The organism is Streptomyces sp. NPDC001002 (genome assembly GCF_053599215.1).
In genome coordinates, this window is the sequence record NZ_JBSFLV010000010.1 from 60,607 (window position 1) to 84,501 (window position 23,895).

Below are 23,895 nucleotides of genomic sequence, written 5' to 3' on the forward strand. Positions count from 1 at the left end.
TTCTCAGCCCCCTCTCAGCGCCGGGCCGCGGCGAGGTGTGCGAGCGGCGCTCCCGAAGGCCGCGCGGTATCGCTGACCAGGAAGGACAGCGGGCCCCGGCGGAGTCGACGGCTCCGCGCCCCGCACCCCACCCGCACCCCGGGCCCGTACATCTCAGGCGAATCTCAGATTCGGGCGGTGTGATGGCACGGTGACTTCACGCCCTACGGACCCCGCCGCCCCGGCGCATCCCCTGGTCCGCCCCGACGGCTCGCGCGTCCGGGTGCTCGTGGTCGACGACGAGCCGGACCTCACCGAAGTGCTGTGCGGCGCGCTGGCCTACGAGGGCTACCACGCGCGCCCCGCCGCGGACCGGGCGTCGGCGGTGCGGGCCACGACCGAGTTCCGGCCGGACGCGGTGATCCTCGACGTGATGCTGCCGGACGCCGACGGGCTCACCGTGCTGCGCGAGATCCGCGCCGAACTCCCCACCGTGTGCGTGCTGTTCCTCACCGCGCGGGACGCGGTCGAGGACCGGGTCGCCGGGATCCGGGCGGGCGGCGACGACTACGTCACCAAGCCGTTCAGCCTGGACGAGGTCACCGCCCGGCTGCACGGCCTGCTGCGCCGGGCCGGCATGGCGCGCCGCAGCGCGGGCGAGACCGCGCTGACCGTCGGCGACCTGGTGCTCGACGAGGACGCCCACGAAGTGACCCGGGCCGGCGAGGTGATCGCCCTGTCCCCCACGGAGTACGCACTGCTGCGGCTGCTCATGAACCATCCGCGCCAGGTGCTCAGCAAGACGCTGATCCTGGAGCGGATCTGGTCCTACGACTACGGCCACCACGCGCACGTGGTCGAGCTGTACATCTCGTATCTGCGCAAGAAGGTGGACGCGGGTCGGCCGCCCATGATCCACACCGTGCGCGGTGTCGGATACGTCCTCAAACCCCCCACCACCTCATGAACGCGGTGGCGCGTGCCCGCCTGGACCGGCTGCGCCCCCGCACCCTGCGCGCCAAGCTCACCTGGGGCCTTGTCGTCCTGCTCGCGCTGAGCTGCGCGACCGTCGGCGTGACGAGCGTCCTCGCCCTGCGCAGCTACCTCACCGACCAACTCGATCACCAACTCGCCGACTCCGGCTGCCTGTTCCCCTCCTCGCTCCGGCAATCCGCCGAAGCCCAGCGGCAGTCGGGCGGGGACGCCGACTACGGCGACCTGGCGGCGCGTTGGCGTGCCGACACCCGCGGGCAGAGCATCGGCACCTTCGGGGCGCGGCTCAACGACGGACAGATCACCGATGCCGCCGTCGTCCGGGCCAACAGAGGCACCGCCGTCACCCTCGACGCGGCCGACGCGGCGACGCTCAACGCCCTGCCCACCGACGGAAAGGCCCACAGCGTCACGTTCTCGACGCTCGGTGCCTACCGCGTGTACGCCTGCGCGGGAAAGGACGACGACGTCCTGGTCAGCGGCCTGCCGTTGGCCCCGCTCCAGGAGACGGTCCGACGCCTCGCCCTGGTCTGTTCCCTGGTCTTCGGCGGGGCTTTGGTGATCACCGGGGTCGCCGGTGCCCTGTGGGTACGCCACTCACTGCACCCCCTGCGCCGGGTGACCGACACCGCGGCCGCCGTCGCCGCGCTGAAGCTGGACAGCGGCGAGGTCACCCTCCCGGGCCCGACGGCAGCCGGCGATCCGCGCAGCGAGGCCGGCCAGGTGGCCGCCGCGCTCGACCGCATGCTCGGCCACGTCCAGGAGGCGCTGGCCAAACGCCACACCAGCGAGGAGCGGCTACGGAGCTTCGCCGCCGACGCGAGCCATGAACTGCGTACCCCTGTCGCCTCGATCCGTGGCCACGCCGAACTCGCCCTGCGCCACCCCGGACCGGTCCCCGCCAAGGTCGAGCGGGCCCTGGACCGGGTGGCCGCCGAGGCGGCACGGATGAGTGCCATGGTCGACGACCTGCTGCTGCTCGCCCGCCTCGACGCGGGGCGGCCCTTGCAGCGCGACCGGGTCGACGTGACCCGCCTGGTCATCGACTGCACGGACGACGCACGGGCGGCGAGCCCCGACCACGACTGGGTCCTCGACCTGCCCGAGACGCCGGTCACCGTCACCGGCGACGCGCACCGGCTGGCGCAGGTGCTGACCAACCTCCTGGCCAACGCCCGGCTGCATACGCCGGCCGGCACGCTGGTGACTGTGCGCGTGGCGTGGAGCGGGCCGGGGTGGAATGGGTCGGGGTGGAATGGGTCTGGGCAGGGCGAGCCGGGGCGGAGTGAGTCGGGGCCGAACGAGCTGGGGCAAAGTGCGCCGGGGTGGTGCCGGGTGTCCGTCGCGGATGACGGGCCCGGCATTCCGTCCGAGCTCCGGCAGACGCTCTTCGAGCGCTTCACCCGCGCCGACCGCCGGCACCCCGGCACGGGGACGCGGGGTGCGGGTGCAGGGCTCGGTCTGTCCATCGCGGCGGCCGTCGTGGCGGCCCACGAGGGCACGCTGACCTTCGAGAGCGTCCCGGGTTCGACGGTGTTCACCGTGCTGCTGCCTGAGATTCCTCTTTAAAAGAGGCCGCGGGGCCCGTATCCGGCCTGGTCTGAGAGGGAACTGAGAGGTCCGCTGAGGAAGGTGAGGGCAGCCCACCGCTTCCGCTCCCGAGGAGCCTCATGAGCAGCGTTCACAGCCGTGCAGCGAGCAGCGTTTCCAGCCCTGCGGCGAGCAGCGTTTCCAGCCCTGCGGCGAGCAGCGTTTCCGGCCCTGCGACGAGCAGCGGTCAAAGCCATGCCGCCTTCGCGACCGACCTGCCTGCTCGGTACGTCCACGTGGAACACGTCATGGGCACCGTGGTCTCCCTCGACCTGCGCGACTGCGACCCGAAGGAGGCTGCCGCGGGCGCCGCCAGTGCGGTGCGCTGGCTGCACGAGGTCGACGCCCTCTTCAGCACGTACAAGCCGGACAGTGCCGTCTCCCGTATCGACCGCGGGGAGTTGCCGCCGGAGAACGCGGGCGCCGAGGTGACGTGGGTGCTCCAGAGGTGCGCGGAACTCCGCCGGGCCACGGACGGGTACTTCGACGCATGGGCGACCGGCGTCCTGGATCCGTCGGCCCTGGTGAAGGGCTGGTCGGTGCAGCGGGCGGCGGACGCGCTGGTGGCCCGGGGCCTGACCGACTTCTGTCTGACGGCGGGCGGCGATGTGGTGAGCCGGGGCAGCAGAGAGGGTGACTCGCCCTGGCGGATCGGCGTCCAACACCCCAAGGACCGCGACGCGTTGGCCGCCGTGGTGCACGCCGGCGACCTCGCGGTGGCGACCTCGGGGACGTACGAGCGCGGCGCGCACATCATCGACCCGCACACGGGCACCGCCCCCACCGGGCTGCTGTCGGTCACCGTCTGCGGTCCCGACCTGGGCACGGCGGACGCGTACGCGACGGCAGCCTTCGCCATGGGGCGCCGGGCGGCCGACTGGACGCTGACCCTCGACGGATACGAGGCGATGACGGTCACGGACGACGAACGCGTGTATCTCACCCCGGGCTTCCCCCTGGCCGACCCCGCGGAGGAGTCACGATGACCGCACCCCACCTCTCTCAACAGCCCCCGCCCAAGCCGCCCGTGCGGCCGCGCAACTGGCCCCCGCCGTCCGTCCCCCCGTCGGCGCGGCGCGTCATCCGGGCACCTCGCAGGTTCCCCGCCCGCCGCCGCCCGCTCGTCGTCGACGCCCTGGCCGCTGCGGCCGGACTCGGACTGGGCATCTCCCTTGCCCTGGGCATCAGTTCGCAGACCGTCAGCGCGCTCCAGGCCCCGGGCGGCATCGCCACCGCGCTCGGCCGCGTCACCGGGATGCTCTGCGGCTACGCCATGGTCGTCATCGTCCTGCTCTCGGCCCGCATCCCGCCCCTCGAACGCGCCCTGGGCCAGGACCGGTTGATCCTCTGGCACCGCCGACTCGCCCCTTGGGGCCTGTACTTGCTCTTGGCCCACGCGGTCCTGATCACCGTCGGATACGCCCGCGCGGCGAAGACGGGAATCCTCGCGGAGATCGGCCAACTCCTGTGGAGCTACGCGGGAATCCTGTCGGCCACCGTCGGCAGCGCCCTGCTGCTGGCCGCCGGGGTCACCTCCTACCGGCGGGCGCGACGCCGGATGAAGTACGAGACCTGGTGGGCCGTCCACCTCTACACCTACCTGGGCCTGGGCCTCTCCTTCATCCACCAGATCGACACGGGCGCCCCGTTCGTGGGCCACCACCTGGCCACGACCTGGTGGACCTCCCTGTGGGTGGGCACCCTGATCGTCGTACTCACCTTCCGGATCGGCCTCCCCCTGTACCGATCGATCCGCCACGACCTGCGCATCGCCCAGATCGCGTCCGTGGGACCCGACACCTGGTCGATAGTCCTCGCCGGCCGACATCTGGAGAAACTCCCCACAGCGGGCGGCCAGTTCATGATGTGGCGTTTCCTGCGCCGGGAGTTGTGGTGGCAGGCCCACCCCTACTCCCTGTCGGCCACACCTCAAGCGGGTCATCTCCGCATCACGGTCAAGGAGTTGGGCGACCACAGCACGGCTCTCTCCTGCCTGACCCCCGGCACCAGGGTGGCGTTCGAGGGCCCGTACGGCGTCTTCACCGCCGACGCGCGGCGGTCCCGGAACGTCCTGCTCGTCGGCGCCGGTGTGGGCACGACCCCGATCCGCGCCCTCCTCGACGATCTGCCCCGGGACACCCACGTGGTCGTCCTGCTGCGCGGCAGGCAGCGCGAGGACATCGCCCACCTCGACGAGTTCGAGCGCCTGCTCGCCAAGCGCCGGGGCCTACTCCACACCCTCACCGGCCCCCGCGACACCCTCCGCCTGGACGCACCGTCCCTGCACACCCTGGTCCCCGACATCGCCGGCCGGGACGTCTTCGTCTGCGGCCCCGACGAGTTCACCCGCCGCGTCGTCACCGCGGCCCGTGACGCCGGGGTACCGGCGGCCCACATCCACCACGAGGACTTCGCGTTCTGAATCCGCGTTCTGCATTCGCGTTCCGACTGCACCCTCCGACATCCCTGGAGAACCCCATGCGACGAGCCCCGATCGTCCTGGTCACGACCGTCATCGGCACGACCGGCGTGCTGATGTTCAAGCCCCACGAGATCACCCCGACCATCGCGTCGTCGTCCTCCTCGTCCTCGTCCTCGTCGGCGAGCCAGGACGCGACCGTCTCGAAGAGCGGCACCACGACGACCGCGACCGGCGCCGCGATCAGCACGCAGTTCGGCAACACGCAGGTCCAGGTGACCATCAAGGCCGGCAAGATCACCGACGTGAAGACGCTCCAACTCCCCGCCAACGAACCGCAGTCCGTGCAGATCAGCAACGGAGCCGTACCCACCCTGCGGGAGAGCGCCCTGTCCAAGCAGAGCGCCGCGATCGACTCGGTCAGCGGCGCGACCATCACCAGCCAGAGCTACGCCGCGTCCCTCCAATCGGCCCTGGACAAGGCGGGCTTCAAGGCGGCCGACGGCTCAACGGCCCCGACCACGGCCCCGACGGAATCGGAGGAGCGCGGACACGGGGGCGGCTTCGGGGACCATGGGGCCTTCGGCTAGGCCGCCCGGCCCTCGGTTGCCGCAAGTCCAGGAGCACGTCTTGCCTCCCACCTCCTCGTCCGTCAGCCGCGTCGGGCTGGCGGCCGCCCTCCTCCTGCCTGCCGCCTTCCTCGGCGGATGTTCCGCCCTCGGCGGCGACGACGGCTGTCACGACACGGCCGCCGAACTCAAGCAACTGGCCGCGCAGCCGCTGCTCGGCGCGGCGCCCACCGGCGCCGCGGCGCCCGCCAACTACCGCGGTGTGGGCGTGACCACCGGGTGCGACGACGACAGCAGCGGAAAGCCCTGGCTGCACGCGGACCGTGTCTACGCCTTCCCGGGCAGCCCCGACGACGCCCTCGCCCACTACACGAAGACCGCCGCCGCCGAAGGCTGGCACCCCGAGGCGGACCCGGATCCCGCGGCAGCGCCCGCCACCGTGGAGGGCTCCTGCTGGACCAAGACCGAGAAGAGCCGCCACCTGCTGCTCAACGTCGACTTCCGCACCGAAGGCTTCTCACCGACCCCCGAGGCCGGCACGGGCCTGGCCTACGCGGTGACGGTCGGCACCGAGGGCGACGGCGGTACGCCCTCGTGCTGGCACTAGAGCGGGAGGGCGAGAACGCAGAACTCATGCCCTTCCGGATCGGCCAGACACGTCCACGGAACATCCCCCTGGCCGAGATCGAGGTCGGTCGCACCAAGGGCCCGCAGCCGCTCCACCTCCGCCGCCTTGTCGTCACCGGGATACGGCAGCAGATCGAGATGCACGCGATCCGGCACGGTCTTCTCACCGGGCGTGCGGAGAAGCTCAAGGTACGGTCCACCACCCACAGCCGAACGCAACACCGCATGATCGTCGGTCACTTCAAGCAGGGTCCAGTCCAGGGCCTCGCCCCAGAACCGCCCCACGACCCGCGGATCCACACAGTCGACCACCACCGCGGCGATCGGCCCGGTGTCCCGGTAGACCTCCCGAGGCTCCAGCACGCAGAACTCGTTGCCCTCGGGGTCGGCGAGTACCGTCCACGGCACATCGCCCTGCCCCACGTCGACGGGTGTCGCACCGAGAGCCCTCAGCCGCGCGACCAACTCCGCTTGATGCGCCGGGGAGTTGGTGGCGAGATCGAGGTGCGTACGGTTCTTCGTCGCCGACTTGCCCTCCGGGACGGGAACGACGTCGACCCCGACGACGACCGGGTCCGGCCAGACGAAACCGCCGCCGGGTCCGACGTATGTGGTCACACCGGGGCTGTAGGCACTCCACCCGAGTGCCTCCGCCCAGAACCGACCGACCGCCGAACTGTCGACGGCCTTGATGTTCACCTGAACTGGTCGCAGTGGCATGCCGGCGATCCTATGGGCCGGCCGCGGTGGGGGTCGTTGACCGGCTTCAGTACCAGGAGGGCCCGGCGTTGGTGTACGGCTTCTGCAGCGCTGCCGCTTCCTCGTCCGAGAGGTGCAGGGCCAGGGCGTCCACGGCCTGCTGGAGATGGTGGGACCGGGTCGCGCCGACGATGGGCGCGGAGACGAGCGGGTTGCGCAGCACCCAGGCGAGGGCGACCTGGGCCATGGGGACGCCACGGGCTTCGGCCAGCTTCTGCACGGCGTCGATGACCGGCTCGTCGTACTCGCTGTCGAAGGCCTGCACGACGTGGTCGGTGGCGGAGCGGGTGCTCTGCTCGCCGACCGGGCGGGCCAGGCGGCCCTTGCCGTTCGGGGAGTACGGCACGAGCCCCACCCCCATGTCGCCGCACATGGCCATGAGTTCGGGCTCGTCCTGGCGGCGCAGGAGGTTGTACTGGTTCTGCATGGACACGAAGCGGGTCCAGCCGCCGAGTTCGGCCGCGTGCTGGAGCTTGGCGAACTGCCAGGCGTACATCGACGAGGCGCCCAGGTAGCGGACCTTGCCCGCCTTGACGACGTCGTGCAGCGCCTCCATCGTCTCCTCGACCGGGACTTCGTCGTCGAAGCGGTGGATCTGGTAGAGGTCGATGTAGTCCGTGCCGAGCCGGGCCAGGGAGGCGTCGACCTGTTCCAGGATCGCCTTGCGGGAGAGGCCTTCGCCGCCCGGACCCTCGTGCATCGGACCGCGCACCTTGGTGGCCAGGACGATGTCCTCGCGCCGGGAGTACTCGCGGATCGCCCGGCCGACGAACTCCTCGGAGGTGCCCGCCTGGTAGACATTGGCGGTGTCCCAGAAGGTGATGCCGAGCTCGACGGCCTGGCGGAAGAACGGGGCGGCCTTGTCCTCGGTCAACGCCCAGGGGTGGGCACGGGGAACGGTCGGATCGCCGTAACTCATGCAGCCGAGAGCGAGCCGGCTCACCTTCAGACCGGTGGTACCGAGACGGGTGTACTCCATGGTGACGCTCCTTCGCATCGGGCCGGATCCGCAGGGGGGAGGGCGTGGTCAGCGGGGTGCACGTGTGCTGGTGCGCGGGCCCTCGTACTCCGCGTCGGTGACGTGCTCCAGCCACTCGACCTCGTCGCCCTCCCACAGCGCGATGTGCTCCATGAACCGGTCCGGACTCGCGCCGTGCCAGTGCTCCTCGCCGGGCGGGCAGCCGATGGTGTCGCCCGGGTGGGCCTCGATGATCACGCCGTCCCGGGTGCCGACCAGGGCGACTCCGGACACGACGTGCAGGGTCTGACCCAGACCGTGGCTGTGCCAGGCGGTACGGGCGCCGGGGGCGAAGCGGACCAGGTTGACCCGTACCCGGGAGGGCTCCTCGCCCCGTTGGATCACGTCCGCCCAGACATCGCCGGTGAACAGGTGGGGCGGCAGCTTCACGGTCGCGGACTTCTTGAGGATCTCCATGGTGGTGCGTACTCCTTGCGTCGGCCGTCTCAGAGCGGCCGGAACGGGGGGATCGTCCTGCGTTGCCACCGATGAAACCGCAGGTCACACGCATGGAGAAGGACTCGTTGATACGTGTACTGCCAGTACACCCTTCGCCCGGAGACACCACCCGACAGCCGACGTAGCCTCGAAGCCATGGACAACCGGAGCGAGGTACGCGAGTTCCTGACCAGCCGTCGCGCCAAGATCACGCCACAGCAGGCGGGGCTGCCCGCCCACAGCGGCAACCGGCGCGTGAAGGGGCTGCGCAGGGAAGAGGTCGCGCTGCTCGCCGGCGTCAGCGCCGAGTACTACGCCCGTCTGGAGCGCGGCAACCTCTCCGGCGTCTCGGAGACCGTCATCGACTCCCTCGCCCGCGCCCTCCAGCTCGACGAGGCCGAGCGCGCCCACCTCGACGACCTCGCGCGTACGGCGAACACCACCCGCCGGCCGGCGCGCCGACGTGCCCCGCAGCCGATCCGGCCCAGCCTCCAACACCTGCTCGACGCGATGACCGAGGCCCCGGCCTTCATCCGCAACGGCCGCCTGGACATCCTGGCCACCAACCGGCTGGGCCGCGCCCTGTACGACCCGGTCTTCGCCGACCCGGCCCGGCCGGTGAACCTCGCCCGCTACGAGTTCCTCAACCCCGGCGCCGCCGGCTTCCTGCCCCAGCTGGAACGCCAGGCGGCCGGAGCGGTGGCGCTGCTGCGCACCGAGGCGGGCCGCGACCCGTACAACCGGGACCTGACCGACCTCGTCGGTGAACTCTCCACCCGCAGCGAGAAGTTCCGCGCCCTGTGGGCCGCCCACGACGTACGACTGCACCAGACCGGCGTCAAATACTTCCACCACCCCGCGGTCGGTGAACTCGCCCTCCCCTTCGAGGCGATGCCCATCCCCACCGAGCCCGGCCTCACCCTCACCGCCCTCAGCGCCGAACCCGGCACCCCGTCCCACGACAGCCTCAAACTGCTGGCCAGCTGGGCCGCCACCCTCGACCAGGACGACCTGGACAGCCAAGACAACCAGGACGACGAGCCGAACACCGCGGCCACCGACGGCGGACAGAGCGGATAACCGCCTCCTACTCGTCCTGCTCGTCGAAGGCCCGACGCGCCGCGGCGGTCTCCGGCTGGTGGGTGATCGCCCATGTCGCCAAGGCGATGGCCGGCTCGATCAGCGTGCGTCCCATGGCCGTGAGGTCGTACTCCACACGCGGGGGCACCTCGGCGTGCACGGTACGAGAGACCAGTCCGTCCCGTTCGAGGCCGCGGAGCTTCAGCGTGAGCATCCGCTGGGACACGCCGGGGATGCAGCGTTGCAGCTCACTGAAGCGGAGCCGTCCCGAGCTGAGCGTGCCGATGATCAGCAGCGACCACTTGTCGCCGACGAGATCGAGGAGCTCGCGGAACGCGCGTCCGTCCTTCGTCTGAAGGCACATCGCCGCGAAGTCCGCCGACGTCCCGGGTGCCGCTGCGGGTCCTCGCGTCCCGGTCATGGTTCCTCCCCTGTGCTGGAGGCACACGAATGTGCCTTTTGTGCGGCCTCACGCGATAACTCATGATGGGGCTACGAACAAATCGTAACCAAGGAGGCTCCCGTCCATGAAGTCCGTCCTGATCGCCGGAGGAAACAGCGGCATCGGCCGACGCGTCGCCGCCGAACTCGTCGGCCTGGGCCACCGCGTCGTCATCCTGGGGCGCGACCGGCGCAAAGGCGAAGAGACCCTGGCCTCCTTCGGCGACGCCACCGGACATGCCTCCTTCCACACGGTGGACCTGTCCACGCACGACGGAGTGCGCGCCGCCGCCCAGCACGTCCTGCGGGAGAACGACCACTTCGACGCCCTCGTGCACACGACGGGAGTGATGACGTCCGAGGACCTGCGCACGACGGACGGCCTGCACCAGGTTTTCGCGGTCAACTACCTGAGCCGCTATCACCTCACCCAGCTGCTGATGCCGGCGCTCCGAAACGGCGACGACGGCAGGGTTCTGATGATGACGGCCCACATTCCGCCCACGACCAGGACGAGCTTCGAGAAGTTCCCGGACTTCCGGCCCTACGACTTCCTCCAGGCACGGAAACCGATCCAGCTCGCCAACCACTTCTACGCCGCACACCTCACCGGCTTCGAACCGGAGATCAGAGCGGGAGTGATCAACGCGGGAGTGGTGAAGACCGACCTCCTGCGCATGCAGTCCCGCCTGATGAAGATGACGGCGACAGTCGTCGCGGCACTGTTCGCTGGCAGTGTCGAGAAGTCGGCTCACAACGTCGTCCAAGCCACCCTGCGCGACGACTGGACCGGCGCTCAGTACTGGGGAAAGCCGGGCGCGTTCGAGGACCGGACCCGTATCGAAGCAGCACCACTCGAAGTGCAACGAGTCATGACCATCTCTCAACAGCTCACTGGCGCCTGAGAGTTCCAGGACCCGGGACCGTGACGGAGATTGCCAGTCAGCGCTTTGGTGCAGCGCAGGTCACAGGTCACCGACCTGTGGCAGGCCGCGCCTCCGACATCGTTGTCGAAAGCGCGGCCTGCCCGGGGAGCAGCCCTACGGGATGCGGCGCGCCCCGAGACCGGAGGGTGTGGTCGGCCTACGGCGTGTAGCGGGCGTCACTGCCGTACAACTCCCTCGTGAACGCGGAGACATCGGCGCTGCGATTGGCGCCGTCGAGGTTGTACGTCAGATAGACGCCGTACCCCTCGCTGACCGTGCGGCGGGCGAGGCTGGCGGCCGTGCTCTGTGAGGTCGCGCCGATCTGGACGGCCGCCGGTGACAGCTTCGACTTGGGCAGTGCGATGGCGGGGACCTGCCAGCTGCCGTAGTACGGGTTCCAGGCGTAGTCGAACTTGGACGAGACGTCGACGCCGCCGTAGGACAGGCGCGACGCGGCCGGACCGATGTTGTAGAGACTGATGATCTTGTTCGGCATGTTGGCGCGCAGTGCCGACACCAGGTACACGAACGAGCTGGCGTTGGGCTGGCCGGTGCCGTTGTTGCCGTAGTCGGCGTACTCGTCGTCGAAGTCGATGCCGTCGAGGCCGTACTTGGTCACGGTGTCCGACAACTGCTTCGCGAACGTCGAAGCCGTCTGCTGGGACGGGAAGTTGGCGAAGCCCGAGCCCTGGTGGTTGCCGAGCACCGAGAGGACGACCTTGATGCCCTTCTGCTGCAACGGCCGTATCTGCGTGGCGGCGTTGTCGAGGACGCGCTGCACGTTCGGGTTGAAGTACAGGGTCCCCGCCTTCGTGCCCGCGTCGTAGTTGATGTTCGCCGCGAAGATCACGGCGACATCGAAGACGTTGGCGCCGCCGTTGGAGAGGGTGTACTTGCCGACGTTCAGCATGCTGTTGTTGTTCACCTCGACGTACGCCACCGAGGTCGGTCCTTGTTTGGCCAGAGCGGCCGCGGGGGCCGCTGTCGCGCCGGTCGTGGTGGTCGCCCCTAAGGCGAGGGCCGTAATGGCCGACAGCGCGAGCGCGGCCGTCCGTATTCTGCTCCGCATCGGAGTGAACATCGTTGATCGGTCTCCCATCGCATGGAGCGGCGCCCGACCTGTTCGGAAGCGCCGAGTGAGCCCCCCGATCTTTCCGTTCCCGTGACCGAATCCCCAGAACCATGCGAGAACTCTTCACGACTCCCACGCACCCATGTCGCACCGTAACCCTGGGCCCTGGCAAGGGAGTTACCAGTACAGATCGCCACCCACGCCTCGACACACGTGCGTCCGCGCCGCGGACCGTAGTACCACCCGCCTCACCCGGACGCCGCGGCCCGACCGGGCACCGGAGCGACCTTGTCGAGGCGTCGTCGGGTCTCGTCCGCGTCGAGAGGCCCGCCATGACCGGGGAGCAGGCGCCGCGGACGGCGGTCGAGTTCGGCCATGAGGACCCTGCGCACTCCGGCTGCGTCCTCCGTGAAGAAATGGCGCTTCGGGCTCCGGGGGCGCAGCACGCCACCGCGGACCAGGTCGCCGACGAGCGTGTCGTCGCCGACGCGGACGACGAGCGACCCGGGTGTGTGGCCGCCGAACCGCTCCGCGTGCGCGTCGACACCGTAGGGACTCAGGTCGAGCTTGCCCTCCACCAGGATGTCGGCTTCGACCGGCTGGGCCTTCGCGCGGAGGACCCGGGACTTCAGCAGCGCTCCGGCGGGATGACTGATCTGGAGTTCGCCGTTGCGTCCGGTCCGCAGGAGTTGTTCGTCACCCAGGCCGACCGCGATCGGAACTCCGACGTCCGCGAACGACGCCGCCGTGCCGCTGTGGTCGTTGTGGCCGTGGGTCAGGAGGACCAGGGCGATGTCGCGAGGCTGAAGGCCCTGCGCGGACAGCGCGTCACGCAGGCGGTCGCCGTCCTCCGGTCCGCCCGCGTCCACGAGGACCGCCTGCTCGCCACGCAGGAGATAGGCGTTGCTGATGCCCATGGACAGCGGGGTGACGGTCGTGGCGCTCATGCGGAGCACCGCGCAGCTTCGGCGCCGGCGCCGACGTTCGTGCGGCTGTCGACGCCGAGTATTCGAGCGGAAACGTCCATGATCATCTTCCTTCGCGCTACGCACGTAACCTTACGGCCGTAAGTAGAGCATGAGAACTTACGGCCGTAAAGTCATCGCCATGGCTCCACCGGCATCCCGCAGACGCAACCCCCGAGGTCAGGGCGGGCAACTCCGCGACGAGATCGTGACCGCGGCCCGCGAGCTGCTGGTCGAGACCGGCTCGGACAGCGCGGTGACCTTGCGGGCGATCGCCCGCAAGGTCGGCATCGCGCCACCGTCGATCTACGCGCACTTCGACACGCCCGACCAGATCGTCGAGGCCGTGGTCACCGAGACCCGCTCACTGCTGGTGCGTGATCTCGAGACCGCCCGGGCGGGAGCGAAAGACGCGCGTGAACGACTGCTGGCCGACTGCCACGCCTATCTCGTCTTCGGTGCCGAGCGGCCCGAGCTCTACGCCCTGCTGTTCTCCCGGCCGCGGCCCAAGGGCAGCAGCGTCACAGAAGAACGCATCGACCAGGCGGTACGCCGGCTCGCGCCCATCGTCGGCGAGACCGTCGCGACTCAGCTCGCTCCCGCCGAGGCATTCTCGATACTGCTGCGCGACGTCGCCGACGCGATGCGCGACGGCTCGTCCCGTGCGGAGGACGCGTTCACCACGGCGACCGCGCTTTGGGCGGCCCTGCACGGCCTCATCATGCTCCGCGCCCGCATCCCCCGATTCCCGTGGCCGCCACCCGGACAGCTGGAGGCGGAGATCATCAACCGACTCGCGTTCCCGCCCGACCCCGCACCCAACTGACCGCCGGTACGCGATCCTCGGCTCCGCCTACCCCCGCGACCGATCAACAGCCCGCCCCACGCCGCCTCACAACCCCACGATCCTGTTCCACTCCTTCGCGAACCCCACCCGCTCCTTCGACGTGATGTCCCGCGCGATGGCGAGGTGCTTGCGCATCGTGGCGTCCGGGAAGATCAGGGGGTTCTCGGCGAGGGCGGCGGTGTCCTTGTCCTTGGACGAAGCAAGCACATCCTGAGCAGCCGGAACAGGACAGACGTAGTTCACCCAGGCGGCCAACTCCGCCGCGACCCTGGGCTCGTAGTAATAGTCGATCAGCCGCTCGGCGTTGGTCTTGTGGCGGGCCAGGTCGGGGATCATCAGGGAGTCCGACCACAGCTCGGCGCCCTCCTCGGGGACGACGAAGCGGATGTCGGGGTTGTCCGCCTGGAGCTGGATCACGTCTCCCGAGTACGCCTGACAGGCCAGTACGTCACCGCTGACCAGGTCCTTCGTGTAGTCGTTGCCGGTGAAGCGCCGGATCTGGCCGTTCTTGACGTACTTCTCGACCTCGTCGCAGACGGCGTAGAAGTCGTCGGCCGTCCACTTGGTGACGTCGACGCCGTTGCCCTGCATGAGCAGCGCGAACGCCTCGTCGAGGCCGGAGAGCAGAGTCACCCGCCCCTTGAGGTCGCTCGCCCAGAGGTCCTTCACGTGCCGGATCTCGCGGCCGAGGCGGCGGCGGTCGTACGCGATGCCGGTGATGCCGGACTGCCACGGCACCGTGTACTTGCGGCCCGGGTCGAAGGCGGGTGAGCGCAGCAGCGGGTCGAGGTACTTGGCCACGTTGGGCTGACGGGCCCGGTCCATCTCCTGGACCCAGCCCAGCCGTACGAACCGCGCGCACATCCAGTCGCTGATGACGATCAGGTCCCGGCCGGTCTGCTGGTGGTTCATGAGCGCCGGGCTGATCTTGCCGAAGAACTCGTCGTTGTCGTTGATCTCCTCGATGTAGTCGACGGAGATCCCGGTGCGCTTCTCGAACGCGTCCAGCGTGGGCCGCTTCGTCGAGTCGTCGTCATCGGTGTCGATGTACAGCGGCCAGTTCGACCAGGTCAGCCGGTGGTCCGAGGCGGAGAGATCGGCCCCGGCCCGCTCCCCGGGACTCACATACGCGGCGGGCACCCCGCAGCCGGCCAGACCGCCCAGCACCGCGGCCCCGCCGAGCGCGCGCAGCAGGGTCCGGCGGGAGGGCGGGGAAGTCTTCGGTGAGAGCGCCATTACCGAAGGATGCCGCCCCCACCTGTGCCCGGACAATCGACGCAGCGTCGAGCGGCACCGCACAGGTCCGACACCTTGTCGATACGGCGGGTCAAGCCCGCGGCAAGCCCGGGGCAACCGGCGCGGCCACGGCCGCCCCCAGTCCCGCCCGCGTTCCCGCCCCCGCCCCCACTCCCCAGCACGGCAGACTGACCTCCACCGTCAGCCCACCCCGAGGCCGGGTCCTGGCCCATACGCGTCCCCCGTGCGCCGCGACGACGGCCGCGACGATCGACAGCCCGAGCCCCACCCCGTCCCGCACCCGTCCCCTCCCCTGCGGAGCAACCCGCTCCGGACCCAGCCGCCGAAACGGCTCGAAGAGCCCCGCCGCCTGATCCGCCGGGATCATCGGGCCGCTGTTCTCGATCCGCAGCCCCGGCCGGCCCGCCGCGTCCACCCCCGTCCACACGCTCACCCAACCCTCCTCCCTCGTGGACAAGTTGTGGCGCACCGCGTTCTCGGTGAGGTTGACCACCAACCGTTCGATCAACTGCGGGTCCCCGAGCACGGGCGCCGGCTCCAGCCGCGCCTCGACCCGACAACCGTCCATCACCGGCAGCCGTTCCCGCACCATGGCCGTCAGGTCCACCAACTCCCGCCGTTCCAGGCCCCGTTGACTACGCGCCAGCGTCAACAGCGCGTCGATCAACCGCTCCTGCTCCTGCCCCGCCGCCCGCACCCGCCGCAACGCACCCCGCAACTCATCCTCCGAGGCGTCGGGGTCGGCCAACGTCACGTCCACGACCGCCTGTTGGAGCGTGAGCGGAGTACGCAGTTCGTGCGAGGCATTGGCGACGAACTGCTTCTGCGCCTCGAACGACCCCGCCAGCCTCGCCAATACGTCGTCGAAGGTGTCCGCCACCGCCTTCAACTCGTCGTCCGGGCCCGCCACGGCGAGCCGTTCGTGCAGATTGTCGGCCGAGATCCGCCGCGCGGTCGCGGTCATCGTCCGCAACGGTGCCAGCACCCGCCCGGCCATCACCCACCCCAGGGCGACGGAGGCCAGCGCCATCGCGGCGAGGGCGAGGGCCGCGTAGACGAGCAGGTCGTGCAACTGGTCCTGGCGGACGACCTCGGCGAAGGCGTTGATGGTGGCCGGGGCGGTGGGTACGGCGCCCGGGCCCGGCAGGCCGGGGGCCTCCACCGACGAGACGGTCTTGTGGACCCCCACGTTGTTCGCGGCGAGGAAGTAGACGAAGCCCAGCAGCAGCGCGCCCGCCACCACGAACAGGGCGCTGTAGAGCAGCGTCAGCCGCCACCGGATGCTGCGCGGACGCCACGCGGGCACCCTCATAAGACCTTTCCACGCGGGCGGCACCCTCCTGAGGCCGCTCCACGCGGGCACCCTGGCAAGACCGTTCCGCGCGGACACCCTCGCAAGGCCGTTCCACGCGGACACCCTCGCCTGGCCGTTCCACCCGGGCACCTTCATAGGGCCGTTCACCGGATCCGGTACCCGGCCCGGTCCACCGTCTCGATCAACGGTGGCTCCCCCAGCTTCCGGCGCAGTCTGCTCACCGTGACCTTCACGGTCTGGCTGAAGGGATCCGCCGCCTCGTCCCACCCGCGCTCCAGCAACTCCTCCGTGGACACCACCGCCCCCTGCGCCCCGAGGAGCAGTTCCAGCACGGCGAACTCCTTCGGACTGAGCGGGAGTTCACCACCCGCCCGGGTCGCCTCCCGCCGCGCCGGGTCCAGCCGGAGTTCGCCCCGGACCAGCACCGGCGGCAACGCGGGCTGCGCACGGCGCGCCAACGCCCGTATCCGCGCGACGAGTTCGGAGAAGGCGAACGGCTTGGAGAGGTAGTCGTCGGCGCCGAGCCCCAGTCCCGCGACCCGGTCGGCCACCGTCCCGGACGCGGTGAGCATCAGCACCCGGGCCCGACTGCCGCCCGCGGCCAGCCGCCGGCACACCTGGTCGCCGTGCAGGCCGGGCAGATCGCGGTCGAGCACGACGACGTCGTACCCGTTGATCTCGGCACGCTCCAGGGCGGTCGGCCCGTCGAAGGCGAGGTCGACCGCCATGCCCTCGCGGCGCAGCCCCGCCGCCACCGTCTCGGCGAGCTCTTCGTGGTCCTCGACCAGCAGCACACGCATGGCCGTCAGTGTGGCGGGCGGGGGGTTACACACGGATAAGGGAGGCCGTTCCGCTGCTGTAACCGTCCGGGGAGTTGCCTGAGATCCGCAAAGCAGCCGCAAGCACTCGCAACCGGCCGCACCCAACAGCGCCTCACCACAGGCCTGATCACAGGAGGAACCCCATGCGCGCTCTGGCGACCCGATCGCAGAGCCTCGCCCTCGGCATCGCCGTCCTGACGGCCGCCGCCCTCGGCACGGTCGGCGCGACGGCCGCGCAGGCGTCCGGCACCTCGACCACCAAGGCCCCCGTGGCCAAACACGCCATCGCCGGCGTGAGCGTGGGCACGGAGAAGGGCAAGCCCACCGAGCCGCCCCGGGGCGCCCGGCTGGCGGTGGCGTACCACCCGACCGCGGACGCCCCGGACGACCTCAACGCCGCCAACGACGACTTCGCCGCCTGCATGAAGGAGCAGGGCCAGTCTGTCTTCCCGGACTTCGAGGCGTCCAAGGGCGAGGACGGCGGCATCATGCTGAAGGTGAGCGTCAAGAGCCCGGACTTCGACCCGACGTCCAAGAGCTACCGCAAGGCGCTCAAGGCCTGCGGCCCGGTCCTGGCGAAGGCCGGCATCACCTTCCCGGACCCGGCCGACCTGCCGCCCCTGCCGACCCCGGGCAAGCCCGGAAAACCCGGCAAGCAGAGTGACGAACTTCCGTCGCTGACCGAGAGCGGCTTCAGGACCGCCTGACCATCACGACCATCGAGACCATCGCGGAGGGGGAACAGCGCGGCCCCGGACGGCAGTTCACCGTCCGGGGCCGCGCCTCACACCCGTACAGGCGTCCGGGGCCGCGCCCCATACCCGTACAACCGCCGGAGGCCTACGCGTCGAGCGACGTCATCACGTGCTTGATCCGCGTGTAGTCCTCGAACCCGTACCCCGAAAGGTCCTTGCCGTAGCCGGACTTCTTGAAGCCGCCGTGCGGCATCTCCGCGACCAGCGGAATGTGCGTGTTGATCCACACGCATCCGAAGTCGAGGCGCTTGGACATCCGCATGGCCCGCCCGTGGTCCTTGGTCCACACCGAGGAGGCGAGCGCGTAGTCGACGCCGTTGGCCCAGGACACCGCCTGCTCCTCGTCCGTGAAGGACTGGACGGTGATGACCGGTCCGAAGACCTCGTTCTGGATGATCTCGTCGTCCTGCTTGAGGCCGGAGACGACGGTCGGCGCGTAGAAGTAGCCGACGTCACCGACCCGGTGACCGCCCGCCTCCACCTTCGCGTGCGCGGGCAGCCGCTCGATGAACCCCGAGACCTGCTTGAGCTGGTTGGGGTTGTTGAGCGGGCCGAACAGCACGTCCTCGTCGTCCGGCTGCCCGGTCTTCGTCTCGGCCGCGGCCTTGGCGAGGGCCGCCACGAACTCCTCGTAGATGCCCTCCTGTACGAGCACCCGCGTGGCCGCCGTACAGTCCTGGCCCGCGTTGAAGAAGCCCGCCACCGAGATGTCCTCGACGGCCTTGGCGATGTCGGTGTCCTCGAAGACGACGACCGGCGCCTTGCCGCCCAGCTCCAGGTGAACCCGCTTCAGGTCCTTGGCCGCGGACTCGGCGACCGACATGCCGGCCCGCACGGACCCGGTGATGGAGGCCATCGCCGGCGTGGGGTGCTCGACCATCAGCCGGCCGGTGTCGCGGTCGCCGGTGACGACGTTGAAGACACCCTTGGGCAGGATCGAGCCGATGATCTCCGCGATCAGGACGGTCGACGCGGGGGTCGTGTCCGACGGCTTCAGCACGACGGTGTTGCCCGCCGCGAGCGCCGGCGCGAACTTCCATACGGCCATCATCATCGGGTAGTTCCAGGGCGCGACCTGCGCGCAGACGCCGACCGGCTCGCGGCGGATGATCGACGTCATCCCGTCCATGTACTCGCCGGCCGAGCGCCCCTCCAGCATCCGGGCCGCGCCCGCGAAGAAGCGGATCTGGTCGACCATCGGCGGGATCTCCTCGGACCGCGTGAGCCCGATCGGCTTGCCGGTGTTCTCCACCTCGGCCGCGATCAGCTCCTCGGCGCGCTCCTCGAAGGCGTCCGCGATCTTCAGCAGGGCCCTCTGCCGCTCGGCCGGGGTGGCGTCGCGCCAGGCCGGGAAGGCGGCGGCAGCGGCGGTCATCGCCGCGTCCACGTCCGCCGGTCCGGACAGCGGCGCGGTCGCGTACGCCTCGCCCGTCGCGGGGTTGACCACCTCGGTGGTCCGTCCGTCGGCGGCGTCCTTGAACTCACCGTCGATGTAATTGCGCAGACGACGCAGCTCCGTGCTCACTGCCGGCCTCCTGTCAGGGTCGAACCGTCCATTGACTGAGACACCCACCCTAATCCGCCGCCCCACGTTTTCAACACCCCTGGTCACCGCATTACTGCGAAATCCGTAGGTCTCCGTCGCGTAAACAACGAATTTCATCGGTCCGCCCTTGCGGAACCGTTGAGACCTCGTGCACAGTGAGGTCGTGGCCAGTCGAAGCGCAGAGCACAGGGACTCCCGCGAGTCCAGGAACGGCAACAGTCCGCACCTGGACGCCGTCTCCCTCGCCATCATCGAGCAGCTCCAGGAGGACGGCCGGCGGCCGTACGCCGCGATCGGCAAGGCCGTCGGCCTGTCCGAGGCGGCCGTGCGCCAGCGCGTCCAGAAGCTGCTCGACCAGGGCGTGATGCAGATCGTCGCCGTCACGGACCCGCTCACCGTGGGCTTCCGCCGGCAGGCGATGGTGGGCGTCAACGTGGAGGGTGATGTCGAGTCCATAGCGGAAGCGCTGACCGACATGCCGGAAGTCGAGTACGTGGTGATGACCGCGGGCTCGTTCGACATCCTCGCCGAGATCGTCTGCGAGGACGACGACCACCTGCTGGACGTCATCAACAAACGCATCCGGTCACTGCCCGGCGTGCGCTCCACCGAAAGCTTCGTCTACCTGAAGCTGAAGAAGCAGACCTACATGTGGGGAACCCGATAACCGTGAGCCAGAAGGACCTCAGCAAGACCGCGTACGACCACCTGTGGATGCACTTCACCCGCATGTCCTCGTACGAGAACGCGCCCGTCCCGACCATCGTCCGGGGCGAGGGCACCTACATCTACGACGACAAGGGCAAGCGCTACCTCGACGGTCTCGCGGGCCTGTTCGTGGTCCAGGCCGGTCACGGCCGCGCCGAGCTGGCCGAGACCGCCGCCAAGCAGGCGCAGGAGCTGGCGTTCTTCCCCATCTGGTCGTACGCCCACCCGAAGGCGATCGAGCTGGCGGAGCGCCTGGCCCACCACGCGCCCGGCGACCTGAACAAGGTCTTCTTCACCACCGGTGGCGGCGAGGCCGTGGAGACCGCCTGGAAGCTGGCTAAGCAGTACTTCAAGCTCCAGGGCAAGCCGACCAAGTACAAGGTCATCTCCCGCGCGGTCGCCTACCACGGCACCCCGCAGGGCGCCCTGTCCATCACCGGACTCCCGGCTCTGAAGGCCCCGTTCGAGCCGCTCGTCCCGGGCGCGCACAAGGTCCCGAACACCAACATCTACCGCGCCCCGCTCTTCGGCGACGACCCGGAGGCCTTCGGCCGCTGGGCCGCCGACCAGATCGAGCAGCAGATCCTGTTCGAGGGCCCGGAGACGGTCGCCGCGGTCTTCCTGGAGCCGGTCCAGAACGCGGGCGGCTGCTTCCCGCCCCCGCCCGGCTACTTCCAGCGGGTCCGCGAGATCTGCGACCAGTACGACGTACTCCTGGTCTCCGACGAGGTCATCTGCGCCTTCGGCCGCCTCGGCACGATGTTCGCCTGCGACAAGTTCGACTACGTACCGGACATGATCACCTGCGCCAAGGGCATGACCTCGGGCTACTCCCCGATCGGCGCCTGCATCATCTCCGACCGCCTGGCCGAGCCGTTCTACAAGGGCGACAACACCTTCCTGCACGGCTACACCTTCGGCGGCCACCCGGTCTCCGCCGCGGTCGGCCTCGCCAACCTCGACATCTTCGAGCGCGAGGGCCTCAACCAGCACGTCCTCGACAACGAGGCCAACTTCCTGCAGACCCTGCAGAAGCTGCACGACCTCCCGATCGTCGGCGACGTCCGCGGCAACGGCTTCTTCTACGGCATCGAGCTCGTGAAGGACAAGGCCACCAAGGAGACCTTCACGGACGAGGAGTCGGAGCGCGTGCTCTACGGCTTCGTCTCCAAGAAGCTCTTCGAGTACGGCCTCTACTGCCGCGCCGACGACCGCGGTGACCCGGTCATCCAGCTGTCGCCGCCGCTGATCTCCGACCAGTCGACCTTCGACGAGATCGAGGGAATCGTCCGCCAGGTCCTCACGGAGGCGTGGACGAAGCTCTAGCCTCCGGCAGTTCAGCCGTTCAGCCGTTTATACGGCCCGGGGTGCGCCCATGCGAGTGAGATGGGCGCACCCCGGGCCGTGTGCTGTCCGGGGTCGTACGCCCGGCTCCCTAGCGTGCCTGGTAACCGATCGGCCCTCCTCTCGTTCCCCCGCACGGGGGATTCGCACGGGAAATACGGATCTGAACGAGGTGTACGCGGATGGTGGCCCCGCCGGACAACGACGTGCTCTGGGCACGCGCCCTGCACTTCCAGCACAAGGACGGCTCGCCCGCGCTCAGCGGTGTCTCGCTCGGCGTCCAGCAGGGCGAGATCCTCGCCGTCAGCGGCCCCCGGGGCAGCGGCAAGACGACGCTGCTGCGCTGTCTGTCGGGGCTGGTGCCCGCGCAGCGCGGTGAGGTGTGGTTCAACAGCGTGCCGGTGCACACCATGGGCCCGATGACCCGCGAACGGCTGCGCCGCGACCGCTTCGGCTGGATCGACCCGGCACCCCTGCTGGTGCCCGAACTGAACGTCTGGGAGAACGCCGCCCTCCCCCTGATGCTGCGCGGCACCAGCCGCCGGCGCGCCAAGGTCGCCGCACTGGAGTGGCTGGAGCGCCTGGACATCGGCGACCGGGCCCGCAAACGCCCGCACGAACTCCTCCAGTCGGAACGCCAGCGCGTCGCCATCGCCCGCGCGCTCGCGCCGGCCCCGACGGTCCTGTTCGCGGACGAGCCGACGGCCCCGCTGCACCGCGCCGACCGCGCCCAGGTGCTGCGCACGCTCACCACGGCGGCCCGTTCGCACGGCATCACGGTCGTCCTGGCGACCCACGACGCGGACACGGCCGCCCTGGCGGACCGCACGGTCACCCTCCTTGACGGACGGCGCGTGAACACCGTCCACCTGCCCCCGGTCACCGAGTCGGAAGGCCGGCCCGAGTGCTCGCTCTCCGTCTGAGCCGCGGCGCCCACCCGGCCGTACAACTGCGCCGTCTGCTGGTCGCGGTGGCCTCGGCGGGCACCGGGTTCCTGCTCCTGTGCACCCTCGGCTACGCGATGTCCCACCCGGGCGACCCCGGCGCCTCGCTGCTGCGGCTGGCCTGGTGCCTGACCCCGCTCGCGGCCACCGTCCACTTCGCCGTGGCGGTGGCCCGCACGGACCCCGGCACGAGGCCGCGCCCGGGCCTCGCGGCGATCGGCCTGGGCCCGGCCCGCCTGATGGCCGTCTCGGCCCTCACCACGGCCCTGTCCTGCGTCCTCGGCTCGCTGCTCGCGCTCCTGGTCTTCCTCCACCTCCGCGGCGACCTCACGGGTATGCCGTTCGACGGCGCGGCCTCCCAATTCCTCGCGGCTGACAGCTCATTGCCGCTCCCGGCAGCCCTGACTCTGCTGTCCCTGGTCCCGGCACTCGCATCGGCGACGGTGGCACTGGTCCTACGCCCGCGAGACGTCCGCCCACCCCAGGACCGCACCCCTGGCCGGGCATACGGCCGCTTCGGCGCGTACACCCGCTCGAACGACCGAGAAACCTTCGGCGCTTACGGCCGCTTCGGCGCCCGTCTGCGAGCACAGGCTCAGCCTGCGGGCAGTCGTGCCGCTGGGGCGGCGCTCGACGGGGAGGCCACGGCCCCCAACTCCCCTGAGCCTGCGGGCAGTCGTGCCGCTAGGGCGGCACCCGTCCCACAGAGAGGCGGCACCCCGCAAGCGCGGGCAAGCGAACCCACCCCCACAGCGTCACCGGACAGCACCACAGAAACGCCGGACACCCCAACGCCCTCCCAGCTCTCCTCCACCCCACCGCGCAGCGCAACCGCCGGCCTCCCCTGGGGCATCGCCATCCTCGCCGCAGGCCTGGCAGTAGAGGCATACGCAAGCCGCACCACCCCCACCCCCCGCCTCGCCCTCCCCGGCGGAGTCACCACCGGCACCCCCGCCATCCTCACCGGCTTCGCACTCGCCGCCCTCGGCCTCGCCCTGGCCGCCCCCGGCCTCACCCACCTCTGCGGACGCCTGCTCCAGTCCGCCCGCCCCGGCGCACTCCGCCTCCTCGCCGGCCGCGTCCTCATGGAGGAGTCCACCCGCATCGGCCGCCCCCTCGGCATCGTCTGCGCGGTAGCCGCCGGCGCGTACGCCATGACCGCGCTCTACGACACGAACGGCCCCGACTTCGGCCCCCTGACCACCCTCGGCACCCTCCTGGTCACCGGCTGCACCATGGCGACCCTGCTGACGGCAGCCGTCGAGGCGAAACACGCCCGCGCCGAGACCACCGCCGCACTCGTCCGCCTCGGCGCCCCCGCCACGATGCTGCGCAGCGCCGCCGCGATCCGGGCCGGCGCCCTGCTGACGCTGTTCGTCCCGCTGACCCTGGTCGTGGCCGAACTGGCGGCACTGCCGCTGACCCGCTGACCACTGACCCGCTGCCCCACGAACCCGCGAAAAAAATCTCCCGGCACCGATG

The 23,895-nt window shown here is 70.3% G+C and carries 24 protein-coding genes; 14 read left to right on the plus strand and 10 right to left on the minus strand.

The window, feature by feature from the left end; translation table 11 throughout:
* Positions 1 to 190 precede the first annotated feature (190 nt).
* From ACWDR3_RS07790 to ACWDR3_RS07815, 6 genes are all read left to right on the plus strand, one after another.
* Positions 191 to 946: a response regulator transcription factor gene (locus ACWDR3_RS07790; protein ID WP_450351567.1), complete on the plus strand. Its 756-nt coding sequence runs from the start codon at positions 191 to 193 to the stop codon at positions 944 to 946.
* Positions 943 to 2,541 carry a sensor histidine kinase gene (locus tag ACWDR3_RS07795; RefSeq protein WP_450351568.1) on the plus strand — a complete coding sequence of 533 codons (1,599 nt, stop codon included), beginning with the start codon at positions 943 to 945 and terminating at the stop codon, positions 2,539 to 2,541. Before ACWDR3_RS07790 ends, ACWDR3_RS07795 begins: the two co-directional genes overlap by 4 nt.
* Positions 2,542 to 2,810: 269 nt before the next feature.
* Complete coding sequence (locus ACWDR3_RS07800; RefSeq protein WP_450351569.1) at positions 2,811 to 3,548, plus strand: FAD:protein FMN transferase; 738 nt, start codon at positions 2,811 to 2,813, stop codon at positions 3,546 to 3,548.
* The gene (locus ACWDR3_RS07805; protein WP_450351570.1) at positions 3,545 to 4,984 is read left to right on the plus strand and encodes a ferredoxin reductase family protein; all 1,440 of its coding nucleotides are present in this window, start codon (positions 3,545 to 3,547) and stop codon (positions 4,982 to 4,984) included. Before ACWDR3_RS07800 ends, ACWDR3_RS07805 begins: the two co-directional genes overlap by 4 nt.
* A 56-nt stretch (positions 4,985 to 5,040) precedes the next feature.
* Positions 5,041 to 5,571 carry an FMN-binding protein gene (locus ACWDR3_RS07810; protein ID WP_450351571.1) on the plus strand — a complete coding sequence of 177 codons (531 nt, stop codon included), beginning with the start codon at positions 5,041 to 5,043 and terminating at the stop codon, positions 5,569 to 5,571.
* A gap of 40 nt (positions 5,572 to 5,611) precedes the next feature.
* A complete protein-coding gene (locus ACWDR3_RS07815; protein ID WP_450351572.1) occupies positions 5,612 to 6,157 on the plus strand; it encodes a hypothetical protein in 546 nt (181 codons plus the stop codon).
* Here ACWDR3_RS07815 and ACWDR3_RS07820 read toward each other — a convergent pair.
* Genes ACWDR3_RS07820 through ACWDR3_RS07830 form a run of 3 tightly spaced genes read right to left on the minus strand, consistent with a single transcriptional unit; the run spans position 6,154 to position 8,371 of the window.
* The gene (locus ACWDR3_RS07820; RefSeq protein ID WP_450351573.1) at positions 6,154 to 6,897 is read right to left on the minus strand and encodes a VOC family protein; all 744 of its coding nucleotides are present in this window, start codon (positions 6,895 to 6,897) and stop codon (positions 6,154 to 6,156) included. The two genes, ACWDR3_RS07815 and ACWDR3_RS07820, sit on opposite strands and share 4 nt — an antisense overlap.
* Before the next feature lie 46 nt (positions 6,898 to 6,943).
* The gene (locus ACWDR3_RS07825; protein ID WP_450351574.1) at positions 6,944 to 7,915 is read right to left on the minus strand and encodes an aldo/keto reductase; all 972 of its coding nucleotides are present in this window, start codon (positions 7,913 to 7,915) and stop codon (positions 6,944 to 6,946) included.
* Positions 7,916 to 7,963: 48 nt separating this feature from the next.
* The gene (locus tag ACWDR3_RS07830; protein ID WP_450351575.1) at positions 7,964 to 8,371 is read right to left on the minus strand and encodes a (R)-mandelonitrile lyase; all 408 of its coding nucleotides are present in this window, start codon (positions 8,369 to 8,371) and stop codon (positions 7,964 to 7,966) included.
* A gap of 177 nt (positions 8,372 to 8,548) precedes the next feature.
* Here ACWDR3_RS07830 and ACWDR3_RS07835 point away from each other — a divergent pair, with 177 nt between their 5' ends.
* Entirely contained in the window at positions 8,549 to 9,472 is a 924-nt protein-coding gene (locus ACWDR3_RS07835; protein WP_450351576.1) for a helix-turn-helix transcriptional regulator, read from the plus strand.
* 7 nt (positions 9,473 to 9,479) lie between these two features.
* Here the strand turns inward: ACWDR3_RS07835 and ACWDR3_RS07840 are convergent, their stop codons facing one another.
* A complete protein-coding gene (locus tag ACWDR3_RS07840) occupies positions 9,480 to 9,893 on the minus strand; it encodes a winged helix-turn-helix transcriptional regulator (protein WP_450351577.1) in 414 nt (137 codons plus the stop codon).
* 106 nt (positions 9,894 to 9,999) lie between these two features.
* On the opposite strand from ACWDR3_RS07840, the gene ACWDR3_RS07845 reads away from it, so the two are divergent.
* Positions 10,000 to 10,818, plus strand: coding sequence for an SDR family NAD(P)-dependent oxidoreductase (locus ACWDR3_RS07845; RefSeq protein ID WP_450351578.1), 819 nt, complete (start codon positions 10,000 to 10,002; stop codon positions 10,816 to 10,818).
* Positions 10,819 to 10,996: 178 nt separating this feature from the next.
* Here ACWDR3_RS07845 and ACWDR3_RS07850 read toward each other — a convergent pair whose 3' ends face one another.
* Positions 10,997 to 11,920, minus strand: a complete 924-nt coding sequence (locus tag ACWDR3_RS07850) for an endo-beta-N-acetylglucosaminidase H (protein ID WP_450351579.1) — start codon at positions 11,918 to 11,920, stop codon at positions 10,997 to 10,999.
* Between the two features lie 239 nt (positions 11,921 to 12,159).
* Positions 12,160 to 12,858: an MBL fold metallo-hydrolase gene (locus ACWDR3_RS07855; protein ID WP_450351580.1), complete on the minus strand. Its 699-nt coding sequence runs from the start codon at positions 12,856 to 12,858 to the stop codon at positions 12,160 to 12,162.
* Positions 12,859 to 13,018: 160 nt separating this feature from the next.
* Between ACWDR3_RS07855 and ACWDR3_RS07860 the strand changes: the two genes are divergently transcribed.
* Complete coding sequence (locus ACWDR3_RS07860; RefSeq protein ID WP_450351581.1) at positions 13,019 to 13,702, plus strand: TetR/AcrR family transcriptional regulator; 684 nt, start codon at positions 13,019 to 13,021, stop codon at positions 13,700 to 13,702.
* Between the two features lie 66 nt (positions 13,703 to 13,768).
* Here ACWDR3_RS07860 and ACWDR3_RS07865 read toward each other — a convergent pair whose 3' ends face one another.
* From ACWDR3_RS07865 to ACWDR3_RS07875, 3 genes are all read right to left on the minus strand, one after another.
* Positions 13,769 to 14,959, minus strand: coding sequence for a polyamine ABC transporter substrate-binding protein (locus ACWDR3_RS07865; protein WP_450351582.1), 1,191 nt, complete (start codon positions 14,957 to 14,959; stop codon positions 13,769 to 13,771).
* A gap of 91 nt (positions 14,960 to 15,050) precedes the next feature.
* Positions 15,051 to 16,292 (minus strand): sensor histidine kinase, encoded by a 1,242-nt coding sequence (locus ACWDR3_RS07870; protein WP_450351583.1) that lies wholly within the window; start codon positions 16,290 to 16,292, stop codon positions 15,051 to 15,053.
* 146 nt (positions 16,293 to 16,438) lie between these two features.
* Entirely contained in the window at positions 16,439 to 17,095 is a 657-nt protein-coding gene (locus ACWDR3_RS07875; RefSeq protein WP_450351584.1) for a response regulator transcription factor, read from the minus strand.
* Positions 17,096 to 17,259: 164 nt separating this feature from the next.
* On the opposite strand from ACWDR3_RS07875, the gene ACWDR3_RS07880 reads away from it, so the two are divergent.
* Positions 17,260 to 17,823 carry a hypothetical protein gene (locus ACWDR3_RS07880; RefSeq protein WP_450351585.1) on the plus strand — a complete coding sequence of 188 codons (564 nt, stop codon included), beginning with the start codon at positions 17,260 to 17,262 and terminating at the stop codon, positions 17,821 to 17,823.
* 133 nt (positions 17,824 to 17,956) lie between these two features.
* On the opposite strand, the gene ACWDR3_RS07885 is transcribed toward ACWDR3_RS07880, so the two are convergent.
* The gene (locus ACWDR3_RS07885; RefSeq protein ID WP_450351586.1) at positions 17,957 to 19,396 is read right to left on the minus strand and encodes a gamma-aminobutyraldehyde dehydrogenase; all 1,440 of its coding nucleotides are present in this window, start codon (positions 19,394 to 19,396) and stop codon (positions 17,957 to 17,959) included.
* Positions 19,397 to 19,565: 169 nt separating this feature from the next.
* On the opposite strand from ACWDR3_RS07885, the gene ACWDR3_RS07890 reads away from it, so the two are divergent.
* The 4 genes from ACWDR3_RS07890 to ACWDR3_RS07905 all read left to right on the plus strand — a co-directional run bounded on the left by ACWDR3_RS07890 (position 19,566) and on the right by ACWDR3_RS07905 (position 23,843).
* Positions 19,566 to 20,084: an Lrp/AsnC family transcriptional regulator gene (locus tag ACWDR3_RS07890; RefSeq protein ID WP_123997433.1), complete on the plus strand. Its 519-nt coding sequence runs from the start codon at positions 19,566 to 19,568 to the stop codon at positions 20,082 to 20,084.
* Positions 20,069 to 21,451, plus strand: coding sequence for an aspartate aminotransferase family protein (locus tag ACWDR3_RS07895; RefSeq protein WP_401722859.1), 1,383 nt, complete (start codon positions 20,069 to 20,071; stop codon positions 21,449 to 21,451). Before ACWDR3_RS07890 ends, ACWDR3_RS07895 begins: the two co-directional genes overlap by 16 nt.
* 200 nt (positions 21,452 to 21,651) lie before the next feature.
* On the plus strand, positions 21,652 to 22,392 hold the full coding sequence (locus ACWDR3_RS07900) for an ABC transporter ATP-binding protein (RefSeq protein ID WP_450351587.1): 741 nt from the start codon (positions 21,652 to 21,654) through the stop codon (positions 22,390 to 22,392).
* On the plus strand, positions 22,374 to 23,843 hold the full coding sequence (locus ACWDR3_RS07905; protein WP_450351588.1) for a hypothetical protein: 1,470 nt from the start codon (positions 22,374 to 22,376) through the stop codon (positions 23,841 to 23,843). Before ACWDR3_RS07900 ends, ACWDR3_RS07905 begins: the two co-directional genes overlap by 19 nt.
* Positions 23,844 to 23,895: the final 52 nt, after the last annotated feature.